General features: G+C 72.4%; 1 protein-coding gene (only partly in view). It reads left to right on the top strand.

Annotated elements, in window-relative coordinates; genetic code table 11:
* Window positions 1-23,319, top strand: partial view of a non-ribosomal peptide synthetase gene (locus BLW85_RS28915; RefSeq protein WP_074993773.1) — the 3' portion only. It extends 174 nt beyond the left edge of the window; 23,319 of the gene's 23,493 nt are visible here — the last part of the coding sequence; its start codon lies off the left edge, out of view; it ends in the stop codon at window positions 23,317-23,319.

Genomic DNA, 23,319 nt, shown 5'->3' with positions numbered 1-23,319 from the left:
GAGCCGGACAGCCACGAGTACATCGTCCCGCTGACGCTGCGGCTGACCGGCCCGCTGGACGAGGCCGCGCTGCGCCGGGCCGTGGACGCGGTCGCCGCCCGGCACGAGATCCTGCGCACCCGCTACGACTTCGTGGCCGGCCGGCCCGTGCAGCTGGTCGATCCCGCGGGGCCCGTGCCGTTCACCACCACCGACCTCGGTGCCCTGCCCGCCGCCGAGCGGGAGGCCGAGGCCCGTGCCCGGGCCGCCGCCCGCGCCCGTGAGCCCTTCGACCTGGGCGCCGAATGGCCGCTGCGGGTGAGCCTGTTCCGGCTGGACGACGAGGACTGGGTGCTCGCCCTGCTCTTCCACCACATCGCCTGCGACGCCTGGTCCACCCAGATCTTCGCCCGCGACCTCAGCGCCTGCTACCGGGGCGAGCAGCCCGGTCCCGCGCTGGAGGTGCAGTACGCCGACTACGCCGAGTGGCAGGCGGGGCGCACGGAGGGCGCCGCGCTCGCCCCGCACCTCGACTACTGGCGGCGGCAGCTCGCCGGGGTGGCCCCGCTCGAACTGCCCACCGACCGGCCGCGTCCCCCGGTGCGGGACACGGCGGGCGCCACCGAGACGTTCGCCCTGCCGGACGCGTTGTCCGGCAGGCTGCGGGAGCTGGCCGCCACCCACCGCACCACGCTGTTCACGGTGCTGCTGACCGCCTACCAGACCCTGCTGTCCAAGTACACGTCGAGCACCGACATCGCGGTCGGCACCGTCGTCTCCGGGCGGGCGCGCCCCGAGTTGCAGCAGCTCATCGGCTACGGCATCAACAGCCTGGTGATGCGGGCCGAGTGGGACGGCGATCCCCGGTTCAGCGCTCTGCTGGAGCGGGGCCGCTCCGTCGTCCTGGACGCCTTCGACCACCAGGAGACGCCGTTCGCCCGGCTGGTGGACGAGCTCCAGCCCGAGCGGGACCTGTCGCGCACCCCGCTGTTCCAGGCCGCTTTCACCCTGCACGAGTCCCGCACCGCCGCCTACGACCTGCCGGGCGTGCGGGTGGAGCCCTTCGCCGTGCCCGCCTCGGTGGCCCGGTTCGACCTCCAGTTGCAGATCGAGGAGTCCCCCGACGGCTCCCTCCAGGGCCAGTTCGAGTACGCCACCGCGCTGTTCGACCGGTCGACCGCCGCCCGGTTCGCCCGCCACCTGGTGCGCCTGCTGCACGCCGTGGCGGACACCCCGGACGCCCGGCTGTCCGAGCTGACGGTCGTGGACGAGGCCGAACTGGCCGTCCTCATCGACCCGCTCACCGAAGAGGCGGCCGACCCCCGGCTCGTCCACGAGGTCTTCGAGGCGCGGGCCGCGGCCACCCCGGACGCGATCGCGGTCGTCGCCGACGGCCAGGCCCTCACCTATGCCGAGCTGAACGCCCGCGCCAACCGCGTCGCCCACCGGCTGATCGCCCTCGGCGCGGGCCCCGACCTGGTCGTGGGCATCTGCGTGGAGCGCGGCCCCGAGCTGATCCCCGCGATCCTCGGCGTGCTGAAGTCCGGCGCCGGGTACCTGCCGCTGGACCCGGCCAACCCGGCCGAGCGCCTCGGCTACGTCGTCGGCGACGCGGGGCCGCTCGCCGTCCTGACCGAGTCCGCGCACGTGGCCCTGGTGGAGGGCATCAACGACGGCCCGCTGGTCGTACTCGACCAGGAGCGCGGCAGCGCGGCGTGGGCGGCGCTGCCGGAGTCGAATCCGGCCGCGGCCGGCCACCCCGACCAGCTGATCTACGTCATCTACACCTCCGGCTCCACGGGCCGCCCCAAGGGCGTCTGCCTCACCCACCGCAATGTGCTGCGGCTGCTGACCACCGCCGACCGCCACTACGGCTTCTCCCCCGAGGACGTCTGGCCGCTCTTCCACAGCTACGCCTTCGACGTCTCGGTCTGGGAGATGTGGGGCGCGCTGCTGCACGGCGGGCGGCTCGTGGTCGTGCCCGCCGCGGTGACCCGCTCCCCGGACGAATTCCTCGACCTGCTGGTCGAACAGCGGGTCACCGTCCTCAACCAGACGCCGTCCGCGTTCCGCGCGCTGGTGTCCGCGGCCGCCGAGGGCGACGAGCGCGTCGGCCGGCTGCGGCTGCGCGCCGTCGTCTTCGCCGGCGAGAAGCTCCAGGTCCCGGACCTCCAGCCGTGGGTGGACCGGCTCGGCCTGGACCGACCGGCGCTCCTCAACATGTACGGGATCACCGAGACCACGGTGCACACCACCTTCTACCAGGTGGGCCCCGCCGACCTGCGCCCCGACGCGGGCAACCCCATCGGGGTCCCCCTCGGCGACCTCAGGGTGCACCTCCTGGACGCCTGGGGCGAGCCCGTCCCCGTCGGCGTCTTCGGCGAGATCCACGTCGCGGGCCCCGGCGTGGCCCGCGGCTACCTGGGCCGCCCGGCGCTGACGGCGGAGCGCTTCGTGCCCGACCCGTTCGGCCCGCCCGGCTCCCGTCTCTACCGCAGCGGCGACATCGCCCGCCGGCTGCCCGACGGCTCCCTGGAGTTCCTCGGCCGCGCCGACGGACAGATCAAGATCCGCGGCTACCGGGTGGAACTCGGCGAGATCCAGGCCGCGTTGACGGAGCTGGACGGCATCCGTGACGCCGTGGTCGTGCTCCGCGAGGACGTCCCGGGCCAGAAGGAGCTGGTCGCGTACACGGTGCTCGTCCCGGAGACCTCCTACGAGCCGGCCGAGCTGCGCGAACTGCTCGGCGCCCGGCTGCCGTCGTACATGGTCCCGGCCGCCTTCGTCACCCTGGACCGGCTGCCGCTGACCACCAACGGCAAGCTGGACCGCCGCGCGCTGCCCGCCCCGAGCGGCGACGCCCGCCGGGCCGGCGGCGCCTACACCGCCCCGCGCACCCCCACCGAGGAGCGGCTGGCCGAGGTGTGGGCCCAAGTGCTCGGCCTGGACAGGGTGGGCGTCGACGACGGCTTCTTCGACCTCGGCGGCGACTCCATCCGGGCCGTCGCCCTGGTCGGTGCGATCCGCTCGGCCGGCCACGACATCACCGTCCGCGACGTCTTCGAGTACCGCACGGTCGCCCGCCTCGCCGAACTGCTCACCGGCCGTCCCGCCCCCGCCGTGGTGCCCGACCCGGTGCGGCCCTTCGCGCTCATCGACGCGGCGGACCGGGCCCGGCTGCCGGAGGGGGTGGCCGACGCCTACCCGCTGTCGCAGGTGCAGGCGGGCATGGTGCTGGAGATGTCCGTCGACAACGGGCAGAACAACTACCACAACGTCACGAGCTTCCGGATCCGCGACGAGCGTCCCTACGACCACCCGTCGCTGGTCGAGGCCGCGCGGATCGTCGTGGCACGCCACGAGGCGCTGCGCACGTCACTGGATCTGACCGGCTACTCCGTCCCGATGCAGCTGGTCCACGAGATCGCGGACATGCCCGTGGGCACCCAGTCGCTGCACGGCCTGACCGAGGACGAGATCCGGGACGCCGTTCGCGTGTACACGGCCCGCGAACGCGCCCGCGTCTTCGACCTGTCCGTGCCCACCCTCATGCGGCTGTTCGCCCATGACACCGGCAACGGCAGCTGGTGGCTGTCGATCACCGAGTGCCACCCCGTCCTGGAGGGGTGGAGCCACCACTCCATGTTGATGGAGATCCTCGACGTGTACGGCGCCCTCCGCGACGGCCGCCCCGTCGAGGAGCCGGAGCGGCCCGGCACCCGGTTCGCCGACTTCATCGCCGCGGAGCTCCAGGCCCTGGAGGACGACGGCGACCGGGAGTACTGGAGCCGGGTCGTCACCGACCACGCGCCGCTGGAGGTCCCGGCCGGCTGGGGCGACGGCGCCGACGCGCCCCGCGCCACCTACCAGGCCTCCGTCCCGGTCACCGACCTGGAGGACCGGCTGCGGGCGTTCGCCGGTCGGGCCCATGTGTCGATGAAGAGCGTGCTGCTGGCGGCGCACCTGAAGGTGATGAGCCAGCTGACGAGCGAGACCGCGTTCCACACCGGCCTGGTCTGCGACGCCCGTCCCGAACTGCCCGGCGCCGACCGCGTCTACGGCATGTACCTCAACACGCTGCCGTTCGCGTTCGAGGCGGGCCGTGCCGCGACCTGGCGGGAGCTGGTCACCCAGGTCTTCGCCGCCGAGATCGAGCTGTGGCCGCACCGCCGCTACCCCATGCCGGCCGTGCAGCGGCTGGCCGGCAGCGGTCAGCTGCTGCACGTCTACTTCAACTACCAGGACTTCCACCAGGTCGACACCGAGCGGGTCGACCACGAGGCCGCGATCGACGACAGCCCCACCGAGTTCCCGCTGACCGTCTCCAGCCGGGGCGGCCATGTCATCGTCACGGCGAACGGCCGGGTGGTGTCGCAGGTGAACGCGGAGCGGATCGCCGCGATGTACCGGCTGGTACTGGAGGCGATGGCCGCCGACTTCGACGGCGACGCGCAGGCGGTCTACCTGCCGCTCGGTGAGCGGGAGGTGGTGCTGCGGCGGTGGAACACCGCGGACACCGACGAACCGGCCCGACTCGTACCGGAGTTGTTCGCCGGGCAGGCCGCTCGGGTGCCGGACGCGGTGGCGGTCACCTCGGGTGGCGTGTCGCTGACGTACGCCGAACTCGACGAAAGATCCGCCCGGTTGGCAGGGGCTTTGGCCTCCGCTGGTGTGGGTGCGGGTGACGTCGTCGCCGTCCTGCTGGAGCGAGGCGTCGATCTCCTCGTCGCCCTGCTCGCCGTGCAGCGCACCGGCGCCGCGTACCTCCCCCTGGACGCCACACATCCCGCCGGACGTCTGACCGGGATCATCGAGGATGCCGCACCCGCCGTGCTGCTCACGCAGGAGGCACTGCGCGAGACGGCGAACGGGATTCACCAGGGCACGCGTGTGCTGGTGGAGGAGGGGGCTTCGGCCGAGGCGCTGGCGCCCCGGCCCGTCGACCCGGCGGCGGTGGCGTACGTGCTCTACACCTCCGGCTCCACCGGCCGACCCAAGGGCGTCCAGATCAGCCACGGGGCGCTGGGCAATCTCCTGACCGGCATCCGACGCGTACTCGGACGGTCGGAGACGGCGGAGTCGTGGCTGGCGTCCACCTCCGTGTCGTTCGACATCTCCGGTCTTGAGCTGTACCTGCCGCTGATCGGAGGCCACCGCGTCGTCATCGCCGGGTCGGGGCAGGACCTGACCGACCTCATCGAGACCGAGCACGTCACCCACGTCCAGGCCACCCCCTCCGGATGGAAGCTCCTGCTGGAATCCGGGTTCCGCACCGCCTCCGTCACGGCACTCGTGGGTGGCGAGGCGCTTCCCCTGGAACTCGCCCGTGAGTTGCGGTCCCGTGTGGCGCGGCTCGTCAACGTGTACGGCCCCACCGAGACGACGATCTGGTCCACCACCTGGGAAGTCCCCGCCGATCCGACACACGTGTCCATCGGTGCGCCCATCGACAACACCCAGCTGTACATCGTCGACACCCACATGGAGCCGGTACCGGTCGGTGTGGTCGGCGAACTGTGCATCGCCGGAGACGGCGTCGCCCAGGGCTACCTCGGCCGCCCCGGGTTGACCGCGGAACGCTTCGTCCCCGACCCCTTCGGCCCCGCCGGCACCCGCCTCTACAAGACCGGCGACCTCGCCCGCCGCATGCCCGACGGAACCCTCGAATTCCTCGGCCGCACCGACCACCAGGTCAAGATCCGCGGCTACCGCATCGAACTCGGCGAAATCGAATCCCGGCTCCTCACCCACCCCGCCGTCAAGGACGCCGCCGTCACCGCCCGCACCGAAGAAACAGGCGACACCTGGCTCGTCGGCTACCTCATCCCCAACAACGCCGTGGGCCAAGGCGAATTGCGGGCGTACCTGCGTGAGGAACTGCCCGACTACATGGTCCCCGGCGCCTTCGTCGAACTCGACACCTGGCCCCTGAACACCGCCGGCAAACTCGACCGCAAGGCCCTGCCCGCGCCCGACGTCGTGCCCCAGGCCGAGTACGTCGCACCCCGCACCGAAGCAGAGAAGAAGATCGCCGACGCCTGGGAGACGGCTCTCGGGTTGGAGCGGGTCAGTGTCGAGGACAGCTTCTTCGATCTCGGCGGCGACTCGATCCGGGCCATCGTCCTCGTCGGCGCGATCCGCTCCGCCGGCTTCCAGGTCGCCGTCCAGGACATCTTCGAACACCGCACCATCGCCGAACTCGCCCACCACCTCGACGCACACGACAACCCCGCCGAAACCGACCACTACGTCCAGCCCTTCGAACTGATCGACGACCAGGACCGGAACCTGCTCCCCGCAGACGTCACCGACGCCTACCCCGTCTCCCAGGTCCAGCTCGGCATGCTCGTCGAAATGTCCCTCGGCACCGAACGCGCCGCCTACCACAACGTCGACGCCTTCCGCATCCGCGACAACCAACCCCTCGACCCCACCGCACTCCAACACGCCACCGACGAACTCCTCACCCGCCACGAAATCCTCCGCACCGGCTTCGACCTGACCGGCTACTCGGTACCGCTGCAACTCGTCCACGCGACGGCGGACTTGCGGGTCGTCGTCGGCGCTCCGGACAACGGTGAGTGCGAGAACGAGCAGCGCGCCACGCCGTTCGACCCCGCGGTCCCGCCGCTGATCCGGGTCAACGCCCTGGCGAGTGCCGACGAGAACGAGTGGCAGCTCGTCTTCACCCACGCGCATCCGATCCTGGAGGGCTGGAGCTACCACGCCCTGCTCACCGAGCTGCTGGACCTGTACCGCGCCTTCCGGGACGGCCGGGGCCTCGCGCCGGCGGCGAGCGGTGGCAGCCGCTTCGCCGACTTCATCGCGGCCGAACAGGCATCCGTCGCCGGGGAGTCGGACAAGTCCTACTGGCAGCGCGTCGTCGGTGATCACACCACGCTGACCGTGCCGGCCGGCTGGGGTGACGACTCGGTCGCCACCGGCACCGCCCACCGCTTCCCGATCGAGCTGCGGGACCTGGACGAGCGGCTGCGGGCGCTCGCCGGTCGGGCCCGGGTGTCGATGAAGAGCGTCCTGCTGGCGGCGCACCTGAAGGTGCTGAGCCAGCTGACGAGCGAGACCGCGTTCCACACCGGTCTGGTCTGCGACACACGTCCGGAGCTGCGGGGCGCCGACCGCGTCTACGGTCTGCACCTCAACACGATCCCGTTCCCCTTCGAGTCGGGGCGGGCCGCCACCTGGCGGGAGCTGGTGAGCCAGGTCTTCGAGCAGGAGACCGAGCTGTGGCCGCACCGCCGCTACCCGCTGCCCGCCATCCAGCGCGACTCGGGTGGCAGCCGGTTGCTGGACGTCTACTTCAACTACCAGGACTTCAGCAAGGTCGACGGCGAAGAGGTCGACGAACTCGGCGACATCGACGAGGTGCCGACCGAGTTCCCGCTGATGGTCGCCACCCGTGGCAGCTACATCGTCCTGACCGCCGACGGCCGTCTGGTGTCGCGGGCGAACGCGGAGCGGATCGCCGCGATGTACCGGCTGGTGCTGGAGGCGATGGCCGCCGACTTCGACGGCGACGCGCAGGCGGTCTACCTGCCGCTCGGTGAGCGGGAGGTGGTCCTGCGGCGGTGGAACACCGCCGACACCGACGAACAGGCTCGTGCTGTACCGGAGTTGTTCGCCGGACAGGCCGCTCGGGTGCCGGACGCGGTGGCGGTCACCTCGGGTGGCGTGTCCCTTACGTACGCCGAACTGGACGACCGCTCCGCGCGGTTGGCAGGGGCTTTGGCCTCCGCTGGCGTGGGTGCGGGTGATGTCGTCGCCGTTCTGCTGGAGCGCAGTGTCGATCTCCTCGTCGCCCTGCTCGCCGTGCAGCGCACCGGCGCCGCGTACCTCCCCCTGGACGCCACACATCCCGCCGGTCGCCTGACCGGGATCATCGAGGACGCCGCACCCGCCGTCCTGCTCACCCAGAAGTCCCTGCACGAGACGGCTGCACAGATCCACCACGGAACCCGCGTCCTGGTGGACGAGGGCGCGGCGGCCGAACCGCTGACCCCCCGTTCCGTCGACCCGGCGGCCGTGGCGTACGTCCTCTACACCTCCGGCTCCACCGGCCGACCCAAGGGCGTCCAGATCAGCCACGGGGCCCTCGGCAACCTCCTCACCGGCATCCGACGCGTACTCGGACGGTCGGAGACGGCGGAGTCGTGGCTGGCGTCCACCTCCGTGTCCTTCGACATCTCCGGTCTTGAGCTGTACCTGCCGCTGATCGGAGGCCACCGCGTGGTCATCGCCGGGTCGGGGCAGGACCTGGTCGATCTCATCGAGACCGAGCGGGTCACCCATGTCCAGGCCACCCCCTCCGGATGGAAGCTCCTGCTGGAATCCGGGTTCCGCACCACCTCCGTCACGGCACTCGTGGGTGGCGAAGCGCTTCCCCTGGAACTCGCCCGTGAGTTGCGGTCCCGTGTGGCGCGGCTCGTCAACGTCTACGGCCCGACCGAGACGACCATCTGGTCCACCACCTGGGAGGTTCCCGCCGATCCGACGCACGTGTCCATCGGTGCGCCCATCGACAACACCCAGCTGTACATCGTCGACACCCACATGGAACCCGTCCCCGTCGGTGTGGCCGGCGAACTGTGCATCGCCGGAGACGGTGTCGCCCAGGGCTACCTCGGCCGCCCCGGGTTGACCGCGGAACGCTTCGTCCCCGACCCCTTCGGCCCCGCCGGCACCCGCCTCTACAAAACCGGCGACCTCGCCCGCCGCATGCCCGACGGAACCCTCGAATTCCTCGGCCGCACCGACCACCAGGTCAAGATCCGCGGCTACCGCATCGAACTCGGCGAAATCGAATCCCGGCTCCTCACCCACCCCGCCGTCAAGGACGCCGCCGTCACCGCACGCACCGAAGAAACAGGCGACACCTGGCTCGTCGGCTACCTCATCCCCAACAACGCCGTGGACCAAGGCGAATTGCGGGCGTACCTGCGTGAGGAACTGCCCGACTACATGGTCCCCGGCGCCTTCGTCGAACTCGACACCTGGCCCCTGAACACCGCCGGCAAACTCGACCGCAAGGCCCTCCCCACTCCCGAGCGGGGCGAGGAGAGGCCATATATAGCCCCGCGCACAAATGACGAGGCGAGGATCGCTGGTGCCTGGGAGACGGCTCTCGGGCTGGAGCGAGTCGGTGTCGAGGACAGCTTCTTCGACCTCGGTGGCGACTCGATCCGCGCGGTGTCGCTCGTCGGTGCGCTCAAGGCGATCGGCTACAGCCTGACCGTTCGGACGATCTTCACGTACCAGACCGTCGCGGAGTTGGCCCGCCATCTCGCGGCTCAAGCACCTCAGGAGGAGAGCGTGTCACCGTCGGAGAAGGACTCCCGTACGGCAACCGCCGACGCGGCGGAGGCGCTCACCGGGGCGCTCCGTGCGGCTGGTATCGACCTCGCGTCGGGTGGCCTTTCCGAGAACACGTCGGTGGCCGACCTGCTCGCGCTGCTCCAGCAGAAGCAGGCCGAGCCCGAAGCCGCCCCCGAGGCCGCCGGCCCGAAGGAGGCGGGGACCGCCCCTTTCGCCCTGGTCCCCGCTGAGGACCGCGATCGAATACCCGAGGGACTGGCGGACGCCTATCCGCTCTCGCAGGTCCAGACGGGCATGGCCGTCGAGGTGCTCCTCGAGAACGCGGGTGACGACTACCACCGCGTCACGTCGTTCCGCGTCCGGGACGGGCACGCGTTCTCCCGCGAGGCGCTGGAGGCGGCGGCCCGCACGGTCGTCGCCCGGCACGAGATCCTGCGGACGTCCCTCGCCCTGACCGGTTTCTCCGTGCCCATGCAGCTGGTGCACGGGGACGCCGAAGTGCCTGTCGCCGTCGAGGACTTCACCGCTCTGGACGAGACGGCCACGCGGGACGCCGTGCGCGCGTTCGTCAAGCGTGAGGAGGACACCGCGTTCGACCTGGGCGCGGCACCGCTGCTGCGGGTTGCGGGCCTGGTCGAGAGTGCCGACTGCTGGTCGCTCGCGCTGACCCACAGCCACATCATCCTGGAGGGGTGGAGCCACCACTCGCTGCTGATGGAGCTCCTGGACGTCTACCGCGCGGTGCGCGACGGCCGGGACCCGGACGCGGGCCGGGAGGCCACCGGGGTCCGGTTCGCCGACTTCATCGCGGGCGAGCTGGAGTCCCTGGAGGACGACGGCGACCGTGCGTACTGGCAGCGGATCGTCGCCGAGCACCCCGCCGTCGCCCTTCCGGCGGGCTGGGGCGAGGAGTCCGCGGCGGACTCCTTCCGGCTGCCGGTCGCGTACGGCGACCTGGACGACGGTCTGCGGGCGCTCGCCGAGCGGGCCCGCGTGTCCATGAAGAGCGTGCTCCTGGCCGCCCACCTGAAGGTGATGAGCCAGCTCACCGAGGAGGAGTCCTTCTCGGCCGGCCTGGTCTTCGACGCCCGTCCCGAACTCCTGGGCGCGGAGAAGGTGCTGGGCATGCACCTCAACACGGTGCCGTTCGCGCACCGGCGCGGCGCGCCCACCTGGACGCGGCTGGTGCGCCAGGTCTTCGAGCAGGAGATGGACCTGTGGGAGCACCGCCGCTACCCGCTGCCGTCCATCCAGCGGCTGACCGAGGCCGGTCGGCCCGCCGTCGAGATGTTGTTCACCTACCAGAACTACCACCAGGTCGACACCGGCCTGATCGAGGTCGGCGCGGAACAGGGCGACACCACGTCCCAGTTCCCGCTCGCCGTCACCACGCTGGCCGGTCACCTGATGCTGACTGCCGACGGCACCGCCCTCTCGCGGGTGAACGCGGAGCGGATGGCCGCGATGTACCGGCTGGTGCTGGAGGCGATGGCCGCCGACCCGGACGGCGACGCGCTGGCGACCCGTCTCCCCGACGAGGAGCAGGTGCACGTCGTCACCCGCTGGAACGACACCGCGACGGACGAACCGGCCCGGCCCGTACCGGAGTTGTTCGCCGGGCAGGCCGCTCGGGTGCCGGACGCGGTGGCGGTCACGTCGGGTGGCGTGTCGCTGACGTACGCCGAACTCGACGACCGCTCCGCGCGGTTGGCCGGGACCCTGGCCGCAGCGGGTGTGGGTGCGGGTGACGTCGTCGCCGTGCTGCTGGAGCGCAGTGTCGATCTCCTCGTCGCCCTGCTCGCCGTGCAGCGCACCGGCGCCGCCTACCTCCCCCTGGACGCCGCGCACCCCGCCGGACGTCTGACCGGGATCATCGAGGACGCCGCACCCGCCGTCCTGCTCACCCAGAAGTCCCTGCACGAGACGGCTGCACAGATCCACCACGGCACGCATGTCCTGGTGGAGGAGGGGGCTTCGGCCGAGGCGCTGGCGCCCCGGCCCGTCGACCCGGCGGCGGTGGCGTACGTGCTCTACACCTCCGGCTCCACCGGCCGACCCAAGGGCGTCCAGATCAGCCACGCGGCCCTCGGCAACCTTCTGACCGGCATCCGACGCGTGCTCGGCGCACCCACCGGTTCCGAAACCTGGCTCGCCTCGACCTCCGTGTCCTTCGACATCTCCGGTCTTGAGCTGTACCTGCCGCTGGTCGGAGGCCACCGGGTCGTCATCGCCGAGTCCGGCCAGGACCTGACCGACCTCATCGAGACCGAGCGCGTCACCCACGTCCAGGCCACCCCCTCCGGATGGAAGCTCCTGCTGGAATCCGGGTTCCGCACCACCTCCGTCACAGCCCTCATCGGCGGCGAGGCCCTTCCGGTCGAGCTGGCCCAGACGCTGCGCTCACGCGTGACGCGCCTGGTGAACGTCTACGGCCCCACCGAGACGACGATCTGGTCCACCACCTGGGAAGTCCCCGCCGATCCGACGCACGTGTCCATCGGTGCGCCCATCGACAACACCCAGCTGTACATCGTCGACACCCACATGGAACCCGTCCCCGTCGGCGTCGTCGGCGAACTGTGCATCGCCGGAGACGGCGTCGCCCAGAGCTACCTCGGCCGCCCCGGGTTGACCGCCGAACGCTTCGTCCCCGACCCCTTCGGCCCCGCCGGCACCCGCCTCTACAAAACCGGCGACCTCGCCCGCCGCATGCCCGACGGAACCCTCGAATTCCTCGGCCGCACCGACCACCAGGTCAAAATCCGCGGCTACCGCATCGAACTCGGCGAAATCGAATCCCGGCTCCTCACCCACCCCGCCGTCAAGGACGCCGCCGTCACCGCCCGCACCGAAGAAACAGGCGACACCTGGCTCGTCGGCTACCTCATCCCCAACGGCACGGTCGATCACCACGAACTCCGCACCCACCTGCGCGAAACCCTCCCCGACTACATGGTCCCCGGCGCCTTCGTCGAACTCGACACCTGGCCCCTGAACACCGCCGGCAAACTCGACCGCAAGGCCCTCCCCACTCCCGACGTCGTGCCCCAGGCCGAGTACGTCGCACCCCGCACCGAAGCAGAGAAGAAGATCGCCGACGCCTGGGCAGCCGCGCTCGGACTCGAACGTGTGAGCGTCCAGGACAGCTTCTTCGACCTCGGCGGCGACTCCATCCGGGCCATCGTCCTCGTCGGCGCCATCCGCTCCGCCGGCTTCCAGGTCGCCGTCCAGGACATCTTCGAACACCGCACCATCGCCGAACTCGCCCACCACCTCGACGCACACGACAACCCCGCCGAAACCGACCACTACGTCCAGCCCTTCGAACTGATCGACGACCAGGACCGGAACCTGCTCCCCGCAGACGTCACCGACGCCTACCCCGTCTCCCAGGTCCAGCTCGGCATGCTCGTCGAAATGTCCCTCGGCACCGAACGCGCCGCCTACCACAACGTCGACGCCTTCCGCATCCGCGACAACCAACCCCTCGACCCCACCGCACTCCAACACGCCACCGACGAACTCCTCACCCGCCACGAAATCCTCCGCACCGGCTTCGACCTGACGGGGTACTCCCGGCCGCTCCAGCTGGTGCACGGCGCCGTGACGCATCCGGTGACGGTCACGGACCTCAGCGCTCTGGACGGGGACGCGTTCGCCGCCGCGCTGCGTGCGGTGAACGAGGAGCAGAGCGCGACGCCGTTCGACCTGGCCCGGCCGCCGCTGCTCAGGGCGCGTGCGGTGCTCCAGGACGACGAGTCGTGGTGGCTGGTGCTCACCCACGCGCATCCGATCCTGGAGGGCTGGAGCTACCACTCGGTGATGGCCGAACTGGTCGAGCTGTACCACCAGTTCGCGCAGCACGGCGAGTTCGAGCCCGCGCGGCCCACGCCGAGCCGGTACGCGGACTTCGTCGCCGCGGAGCTGGCCTCCCTGGACGACGCGCAGGACCAGGCGTACTGGCAGGCGATGGTCACCGACCACGCCGGCTTCGAACTGCCGTCGCCGTGGGGCGATCCGCGGGGGGCCGACGCGGAGTCGTACGAGACGTACCAGGTGCACGTCCCGATGCACGACCTGGAGCCGCGACTGCGGGAGTTGGCGACCGCGGCCGGTGCCTCGCCGAAGAGCGTCGTCCTCGCCGCGCACCTGAAGGTGCTCGCGCAGCTCACGGAGGAGGAGTCGTTCTTCGCCGGGCTCGCCTTCGACGCGCGGCCCGAACTCCCGGGCGCCGACCGGGTCGTGGGCATGCACCTGAACACCGTGCCGTTCCCGTACGACCGTACGGCCGGGACCTGGCGGGAGCTGGTGAGCCAGGTCTTCCGGCAGGAGGCGGAGCTGTGGGCGCACCGCCGGTACCCGCTGCCCGCGATCCAGCGGACGGCGGGCGGCAACCGGCTGCTGTCCACGGTCTTCAACTACCTCGACTTCCACCAGGTGGACACCGCGGTGGTGGACGAGGAGGCGAGCGTCGGCATCGGCTCGACGGAGTTCCCGCTGGCCGTGGTGGCCCGCGGTGGCTATCTCGGGCTGCGCACGGACACCCGTCACCTCGGCCGGGAGCAGGCGGCCCGGCTCGCCGAGATGTACCGGATGGTGCTGGAGGCCATGGCGGCCGATCCGGACGGCGACGCCCGGGGCACCTTCCTGCCGGCGTCGGACCGGGCGGTGGCGCCCGTCGAGGCGGGCGCGTCCGGGCCGGTCACGGACACCCTGCACGGGCTGTTCGCGCGGCAGGCCGCGCTCCGGCCCGACGCGGGCGCGGTGACCGCGGGCGGCGAGACGCTGAGCTACGCGCGGCTGGAGGCCCGTGCCAACCGCATCGCGCACCGGCTGCGTGAACTCGGCGTCGGCGCCGAGTCGGTGGTGGGGCTGTGCCTGGGCCGCGGCGCGGGGCTCGTGCCGTCGCTGCTGGGCGTGCTGAAGGCCGGTGCGGCCTATCTGCCGCTCGACCCGGCGCAGCCGGCCGCCCGGCTGGCCACCATGGTGGAGGACCTCGGGCCGAAGGTGGTCATCACGGAGGCCGAGCACCTCGCGGTCGCCGAGTCCGCGCACGGCGGTGCGCTGATCGTGCTGGACGGCGCGGACGAGCGGTCGCTCGACGCCCTCCCCGACACCGCCGTGGAGCAGGTCACGGACCCGGGGCAGCTGGCGTACGTGATCTACACGTCGGGGTCCACCGGTGTCCCGAAGGGCATCGGGGTGAGCCACGCCAATGTGCTGCGGCTGATGCGGGCCACCGCGGAGCGGTTCCCGCTGGACGAGCGGCATGTGTGGCCGCTGGTGCACAGCTTCGCCTTCGACGTCTCGGTGTTCGAGCTGTGGGCGGCGCTGCTGCACGGCAGCCGGCTGGTGGTGGTCGACGCGGACACCGCCCGGGACCCGGACGCCCTGCTGGACCTGGCGGTCGCGGAGCGGTTCACGGTGCTGTTGAACAGCCCGTCGGCGTTCCGCGGCGTCTGTGCCGCCGCCGAAGGGGGCGACGAACGGCTCGCGCGGGTGCCGCTGCGGGCGATGTTCTTCGGTGGCGAGAAGCACACGGGTGCCGCGCTCGCCCCCTGGATCGACCGGTTCGGGCTCGACGAGCCGCAGCTCGTGGAGTTGTACGGGCCGACCGAGGCGACCGTGCAGGTGACCCACCACCGCATCACCGAGACCGATCTGAGCGCTCCGGCGATCCCGCTCGGGCTGCCGTTGCCGGGTACCCGGGTGCACGTCCTGGACCGGGAGGGGCACCTGGTGCCGGCCGGTGTGCCGGGCGAGCTGTACATCGGCGGGCCGCAGGTCAGCCGGGGTTATCTCAACCGGCCCGCGCTGACCGCCGAGCGGTTCCTGCCGGACCCGTTCGGCACGCCCGGCGCCCGCCTGTACCGGACCGGTGACATGGGCCGGATGCTGGCCGACGGGGGCATCGAGTTCCTGGGCCGGGTCGACGACCAGGTGAAGATCCGCGGTTACCGGGTCGAGCTGGGCGAGATCCAGGCCGTGCTGAACGCGCACCCGGCGATCCTCCAGGCGGCGGTGGTGACCGACTCCACCGCTCCGGGCGACCCGCGGATCGCCGCGTACGCCGTGCCCGCGGAGGAGGCCCTGCCGGCACCGGCCGAGCTGGCCGCGTACTGCCGTGCCCGGCTGCCGGAGTACATGGTCCCGGCGGCGTTCACGCAACTGGCGCGGATTCCGCTGATCTCGAACACCAAGGTGGACCGCAAGGCGCTGCCCGCGCCTGACTGGTCCGCGCTCGCGGGACGGCAGGAGCACGTCGCGCCGCGGACGGACCGGGAGCGGCGTGTCGCCGAGGTGTGGGCCGAGGTGCTGGGACTGGACGCGCCCGGCGTCGAGGACAGCTTCTTCGAGGTGGGCGGCGACTCGATCCGTGCGGTCGCCCTGGTGGGCGCGCTGCGCACGGCCGGGTTCGCCGTGACCGTGCGGGACGTCTTCGACGCCCGGACGATCGCCGGGCTGGCCGCGCTGGACACCTCGGACCGGGACGGCGACACCGCCTTCGTGGGCGTGCGGCCGTTCGCGCTGGTCGGCGAGGCGGACCGGGCGGTGCTGCCCACCGGTCTGGCCGACGCCTACCCGGTCTCCCAGGCGCAGCTCGGCATCCTGGTGGAGCAGCTGGCCGACGCCGAGGCGCTGAAGTACGTCAACGTCAGCGCGTTCCGGGTGCTCGACGAGCGGCCGCCGGTCCTCGACGCGCTGCGGGCCGCGGTGACCGAACTGGCCGCGCGGCACGAGGTGCTGCGCACCTCCTTCGCGCTCACCGGTTTCTCGCAGCCGCTTCAGCTGGTGCACCGCGAGGCCGGGCTGACGGTCGCCGAGCGCGATCTGCGCGGCCTCGACGAGTCCGCCCGCGCGGCGGCCGTGGCGGACTTCGTCGCCGTGGAGCGGTCCACCCCGTTCCCCGCCGACGCCCGCTCGCTGCTGCGGGTCACGGTGCTGCCGGAGGACGAGCGTGCGTGGTGGCTCGGGCTCACCCAGAGCCATGCGATCACGGAGGGCTGGAGCCACCACTCGATGGTGGCCGAACTGCTCGACCTGTACCGCTCGTTCCGGGACACCGGCGGGCCCGGCGAGTGGAGCGCGCCCGGTGTGCGCTACGCCGACTTCGTGGCCGGTGAGCTCCAGTCGCTGGCCGGCGGGGAGGACCGTGCGCACTGGCTGGCGGTCACCGACGGCTATGAGCCGTTCGAGCTGCCCGCGGACCTCGGCGACGACACCGCCGAGCCCGAGACGTTCACCGTGCGGGTGCCGTTCGCGGACGTCGAGGCCGGGCTGCGGGACCTGGCGGGCGAGGCGCGGGCGTCGATGAAGGCCGTACTGCACGCCGCCCATCTGGCGGTGCTCGCCCGGCTCACCGGGCAGGAGCGGTTCAGCGCCGGACTGGCCACCGACGCCCGGCCCGAGGCCGTGGGCGCCGAACGGGTGCTCGGCATGCACCTCAACACCGTGCCGTTCGCCTTCGACCGCGGCGCCCGCAGCTGGCGGGAGCTGGTGGCGCAGGTGTACCGGCGCGAGGCTGCCGACTGGCCGCACCGCCGCTATCCGCTGCCCGCGATGCAGCGGGACGCGGACGGGCGCCGCCTGGTGGACGTCACGTTCAACTACCAGGACTACCGGCACCTGGACGGTGGGGAGATCGACGCGGGGGCGAGCGACGGAGCCGCCGCCACCGAGTTCGCGCTGATCGTCACCACCACCGGCGGCCGGCTGAGCCTGACCACGCACACCGGGGTGCTCGGCCGCGCCGAGGCCGAGCGGATCGCCTCGATGTACCGGGCGACGGTCCTGGCGATGGCCGCCGACGCCGACGGCGAGGCCGTCGCGCCGCTGCCGTCGGGCGAGGCGGAGCTGCTGCTCGAATGGGGCACCGGGCCCGCGGGCCGGGACACCGGCACCGTGGTCGGTCTCTTCGCCGAGCAGGCGGCGAGCCGGCCCGGACACCCGGCCGTCTCCTACGGGGACACGGTGCTGACCTACGCCGAACTGGACGCCCGCACCGACCGGTTGGCGGCGCGGCTGCGGCAGGCCGGGGCGGTGCCCGGGGCGGTCGTCGCGGTCGGCATGGACCGCTCCGCGGTGCTGCCGGTGGCGCTGCTCGCGGTGCTGAAGACGGGCGCCGCCTATCTGCCGGTGGACCCGGCCTATCCGGACGAGCGCAAGGAGTTCATGCTGCGCGACTCGGGCGCCGGCCTGCTGGTCACCGACGGGCGCGCGGACGTGGCGCCGGAGGGCTGGGGCGGGACGGTCGTCCCGGCCGACGCGGACACCGACGTGCCTGCGCACGGCTTCGCGCCGGTCCACCCGGACCAGCTGGCCTACGTGATGTACACCTCCGGCTCCACGGGCACCCCCAAGGGCACGATGATCACCCACCGGGGTGTGGTGCGGACGGTCACCGAGGACGCGAGCCTCCAGGTGGGGCCGGACGACGTGGTCGCCCACGCCTCCAGCGTGTCCTTCGACGCGGCCACGGCGGAGATCTGGAGCGCCCTGCTCAACGGGGCGCGGCTGGAGATCCTGGACCGGGACACCGTCCTGGAGACCGAGGCCCTGGCGGCGGCCGTCGAGGAGCGCGGCATCACCACGCTGTTCCTGACCACCTCGCTCTTCAACCACGTGGCCCGGACGGTGCCCGGGACGCTGGGCCGGCTGCGCACGGTCGGCTTCGGCGGCGAGGCCGGCGATGTCACCACCGTCCGCGAGCTGCTGCGGGCCGGGGCGCCGGAGCGCCTGGTGAACATGTACGGCCCGACGGAGAACACCACCTTCTCGGCGGTCCAGGTGATCTCCGCGCTCGGTGAGCGGGCGGGTTCGGTGCCGATCGGCCGTCCGGTGCACGCCTCGACCGCGTACGTGGTCGACGCCGAGCTGCGGCTGGTGCCGCGGGGCGTGCCGGGTGAACTGTGCGTCGGCGGCGCGGGGACGGCTCGCGGGTACCACGGCCGGGGCGGGCTCACCGCCGAGCGGTTCGTGCCGAACCCGTTCGGGGCGCCCGGGGAGCGGATGTACCGCACGGGCGACCTGGTGCGCTGGCTGCCGGACGGCACCCTGGAGTTCCTCGGTCGCGCCGACCACCAGGTGAAGCTGCGCGGGCACCGGATCGAGCTGGGCGAGATCGAGACGGCCCTGCACGCTCATCCCGCGCTGGAGGCCGCCGCGGTGACCCTGCGTGAGGACGCTCCGGGTGACAAGCGGCTGGTCGCGTACACGGTCACCGCCCCGGGTGCGGCGCCCTCGCCCGCGGAGCTGCGCGAGCACCTGGTGAACCTGCTGCCGGAGTACATGGTCCCGGCCGCCTTCGTGGCCCTTCAGCGGCTGCCGCTGACCGCGCACGGCAAGCTCGACGTCCGGGCGCTGCCGGTGCCCGACGACGCCGCGTTCGCCGCCGTGCAGGAGTTCACGGCGCCGCGCACGGACGACGAACGGCGCATGGCGCGGGTGTGGCAGGAGGTCCTCGGACTCGACCGGGTCGGCGTGGAGGAGAGCTTCTTCAACCTCGGCGGCGACTCGATCCGGGCGGTCACCCTGGTCGGTGCGCTGCGCACCGCCGGCTTCCAGGTGACGGTCGGCGACGTGTTCGAGCAGCGGACGATCGCCCGGCTGGCCGCGGCCGGCGCCGGGCGGGCGGCGAACGAGCTGCGGTACGTCGAGCCGTTCGCGCTGATCGGGGCCGAGGACCGGGCGCTGCTGCCGGACACGGTCACCGACGCCTATCCGCTGTCGCAGTTGCAGACCGGCATGCTGGTGGAGCAGCTGAGCGCCACGGGCACCGGCACCTACCACCACACCACGTCGTTCGACATCAAGGACGGGCACCCGTTCGACGCCGACGCGCTGTACGAGGCGGCGCAGATCGTCACCGCCCGGCACGAGGCGCTGCGCACCGGTCTCGACCTGGACACGTACTCCGTGCCCATGCAGCTGGTGTACGCGCGGGCCGAGATGCCGGTGGCCGTGCACGACCTGACCGGGCTCGGCCCGGACGAGGTGGCCGCGCGGGTCGCCGAGATCAGCACGGCCGAGCAGGAGAACCCGTTCGACGTGACCCGGCCGACGCTGCTGCGGCTCGCCGCCGCCTTCGGCGATCACGGCTGGCGGCTGTTCATCAGCCTCAACCACACGATCATCGAGGGCTGGAGCCACTACAACATCTGGATGGAGGTGCTCACCGCCTACGGTGAGCTGCGCGCGGGCCGCCGGCCCGTGGACCCGGAGCGGCCCGAGGTCCGCTTCGCGGACTTCGTCGCGGGTGAACTGGAGTCGCTGGCCTCGGCGAAGGAGCGCGGCTACTGGAAGGACGTCGTCGGCCGGCACACCAGGTTCGCGCTGCCGGCGGCCTGGGGCGAGGAGCCGGAACCGGGCACCGAGCCGCGGACCTTCTCGGTCGAGGTGTCGCTGCACGACATCCAGGACCGGATCCGCGACGCGGCGCGGGCGGCCGACGTGCCGGTCAAGAGCGTGCTGCTGGCCGCGCACCTGAAGGTGCTGAGCCAGCTCACCGAGGAGGACGCCTTCCACAGCGGTCTGGTGTGCGACGCCCGTCCCGAGGCGCCCGGCGCCGAGCAGGTCATCGGTATGTACCTGACCACGCTGCCGATCGGCTTCCGGCGCGGTGCGCGGACCTGGCGGGAGCTGATCCGGCAGGTCTTCGCGACCGAGACGGCGCTGTGGCCCAACCGCCGCTTCCCGATGCCGGAGGTCCAGCGGGAGGCCGGCAACGGCCGTCTCATCGACGTCTTCTTCAACTACCTGGACTTCCGGCAGGTCGACACCGACCTCATGGACATGAGCAGCAGCGTCCGCGAGGGCGGCACCGAGTTCGACCTGGCCGTCACCACGATGGCCGGTGAGCTGGGGCTGCTGACCTCCACCCGGGTCATGACCCGCGCCGAGGCCGAGCGCCTCGGCGCCATGTACCGGGCGGTGCTGGACGCCGTCGTCGACGACCTCGACGGTGACGCGCGGGCGGTGTACCTGCCGGAGGGTGAGCGGGAACGGCTGCTGGGGGCGTGGTCCGGCGACGCCGGCACCGCCTTCGACGGCCGTCCCGTCCACCACCGGATCGCCGAGCGGGCGGCGGCGGCTCCCGACGCGGTCGCGGTGGTCGTCGGCGAACGCACGACGACGTACGGCGAACTGGACGCGGCGGCCAACCGGATGGCCCATCATCTGCTCGAACTCGGCGTGTGCCGGGGCGACTTCGTGGGTGTGCTCGCGGAGCGGGGCGTCGACCAGCTGGTCGCGGTGCTGGGCGCGCTCAAGGCCGGTGCGGCCTATCTGCCGCTCGACCCGGAGGCGCCCGCCGAACGGCTCGCCCACCAGCTCACCGACAGCGCGGCTCCGGTGCTCGTCACCCAGGAGCGGTGGCTGGACGGTCTGCCCGCGACCGGGGCCCGTGTGGTGTGCGCCGACCGTGACGCGGCGGCGATCGCGCGGCGGCCCGGCCACGCCCCGCACGCGCCCGTGACCGGGGACGACCTGGCGTACACCATCTACACCTCGGGCTCGACGGGCCGGCCCAAGGGCGTCCTGGTCACCCACCACGGGCTGGCCAACTACCTGGACTGGGCGCTCGGTCACTACGGCATGGACGGCGGGCACGGCGCCCCGATGTTCGGCTCGATCGCGTTCGACCTGGCCGTGCCCAGCTTCCTGCTGCCGCTGATCGCGGGCCGGGACGTGGTGGTCGTACCGGGCGACCGGGGCCAGGAGGCGCTGCCCGAACTGCTGCGTTCCGAGGGCGACTTCAGCATCGTGAAGATCACCCCGGCCCATCTCGACCTGGTCACCACCGAGGTCGGCGAGGCGGGCGGCATCGACTCGGTGCGCACCTTCGTGGTGGGCGGCGAGGAGATGAAGGCCGAGAGCGTCGCCGCCTGGCGGCGGGTCGCGCCGAACGCCCGGATCATCAACGAGTACGGGCCCACGGAGACCGTCGTCGGCTGTGTCGTGCACGACGCGACCGCCGCCGACGACCCCGCCCGCCCGGTGCCGATCGGCCGGCCCATCGCCAACACCCAGGTGTACGTGCTGGACGCCGCGATGGAGCCGGTCCCGGTCGGTACGGTCGGCGAGCTGTACCTCGGCGGTGCGGGCGTGGCCCGCGGCTACCTGGGGCGTCCCGCGCTGACCGCGGAGAAGTTCGTGCCGCACCCCTTCTCGGGAACGCCGGGCGGCCGGCTGTACCGGACCGGGGACCTGGCCAGGTTCCGTCCCGACGGCAGCCTGGAGTTCCTGGGCCGCGGCGACGGCCAGGTCAAGATCCGCGGCTACCGCGTGGAGCTGGGCGAGATCGAGGCGGCCCTGCTGCGCGCGCCCGGGGTCCAGGAGACGGTGGTCCTCGCCCGCGAGGACGCGCCCGGTGACCGCCGGCTGGTCGCCTACGTGGTGCCCGCGCCGGGCGCCGCACCCGCCCAGGCCGATCTGGTGGAGCACCTGCGCACCCTGCTGCCCGCCTACATGGTCCCGCAGGTCTTCCTCACCCTGGAGGCGCTGCCGCTGGCCGTGTCCGGCAAGGTCGACCGGGCGGCGCTGCCCGCCCCGGACCGGTCGGGCCCGGCCTCCGGGGTCCCCTACCGGGCGCCCCGCACCGACACCGAGCGCCTCCTTGCGGACGTCTGGTGCCAGGTGCTCGGCGTGGAACGGGTCGGCCTGGACGACAGCTTCTTCGGGCTCGGCGGCGACTCCATCCGGGTGCTCCCGGTGATCTCCGCGGCGCGCAAGGCGGGCCTGGTGCTGTCGCTGAGCACGCTGTACGAGAACGAGACGCTGGCCGAACTCGCCGCGGCGGTCGAACCGGCGCCCGCGCGGGCCGAACCGCCGGCCGATCCGGACGCGCTCGCCGAGGCACTGCGCATGGTGATGGCGCATCAGGACGCGCTCGGGCTACGGGTGGTGTCGGAGAAGTCCGCCGAACTGCCCTCTCCGGAGGCGGTGATGGCGGAGCACGCGGTGCCCGGCGTCGGGGTCGCGGTGATCCGGGACGGCGAGATCGCCGAGATCCGGTCCTACGGTGTCACGCGGGCCGGCGGCGACGAGCCGGTCACCCCGGAGACGCTCTTCCCGGCCGGGTCGATCAGCAAGCACGTCACCGCGCTCGGGGTGCTGCGGCTCGCCAAGGACGGCGTGATCGACCTCGACGAGGACGTCAACCGCTATCTGACGTCGTGGCAGGTGCCCGGCACGGACCCGGCCAACCCGGTCACCGCCGAGCGGCTGCTGCGCTTCACCGGCGCGGTGCACAACGCCACCGACAACCCGGACGACCACTACTACGCGCCGGGCGACGCGCTGCCGGCCCCGCTGGACGTGCTGCTCGGACGGGCCCCGGCCAAGACCCCGGCCGGCCGCCTGGACGGCGTCCCCGGCGAGGTGTTCCTGAAGAACAACATCAGCTACACCGCCTTGCAGCAGCTCATGGAGGACGTCACGGGCACGCCCTTCGGAAAGCTGATGCGCGAACTGGTCCTCGACCCACTGGGGATGACGCACAGCCACTACGTGCGCAGCGACCCGCGCGAACTCGGGCATCCGGTGGCGTACGGCCACGACGCGCCGGGCGTCCCGCACCCCGGGGGCTGGCAGGCGCACCCGGAGACCGCCGCGGCCGGGCTGTGGACCACGGCGGCCGACCTGGCCCGGGTCACCGTCGAGATCCGGCGGGCCCACCGCGGCCTGCCCTCGCCGGTGCTCACCCGTGAGCTGACCGAGCGGATGCTGACGATCGTCGAGCCGTGCCACTTCTACGGCATGGGCGTGTTCGTCGACGCCTCCGGCGGCGGGCTCGACTACGGCCACACCGGGCAGACCGCCGGCTACCGCGCCATGGCGCTGAGCCAGCTGGAGTCCGGCACCGGACTGGTGATGCTGGCGAACGCCGAGCACGCGCGGCCGGTACTGAAGTGGCTGATGGCGGCCGTGCGCGAACAGGACCGCTGGTCCGCCAAGGGCGAGCTGGCCCGCCTCTGGGAGGTCGGCCGGGTCAACCCCGACGCCCAGGACTGA

The organism is Streptomyces misionensis (genome assembly GCF_900104815.1).
Classification (GTDB): domain Bacteria; phylum Actinomycetota; class Actinomycetes; order Streptomycetales; family Streptomycetaceae; genus Streptomyces; species Streptomyces misionensis.
The sequence above is the reverse complement of the archived record's forward strand: the minus strand, read 5'-3'. Positions and strand labels throughout refer to the sequence as shown.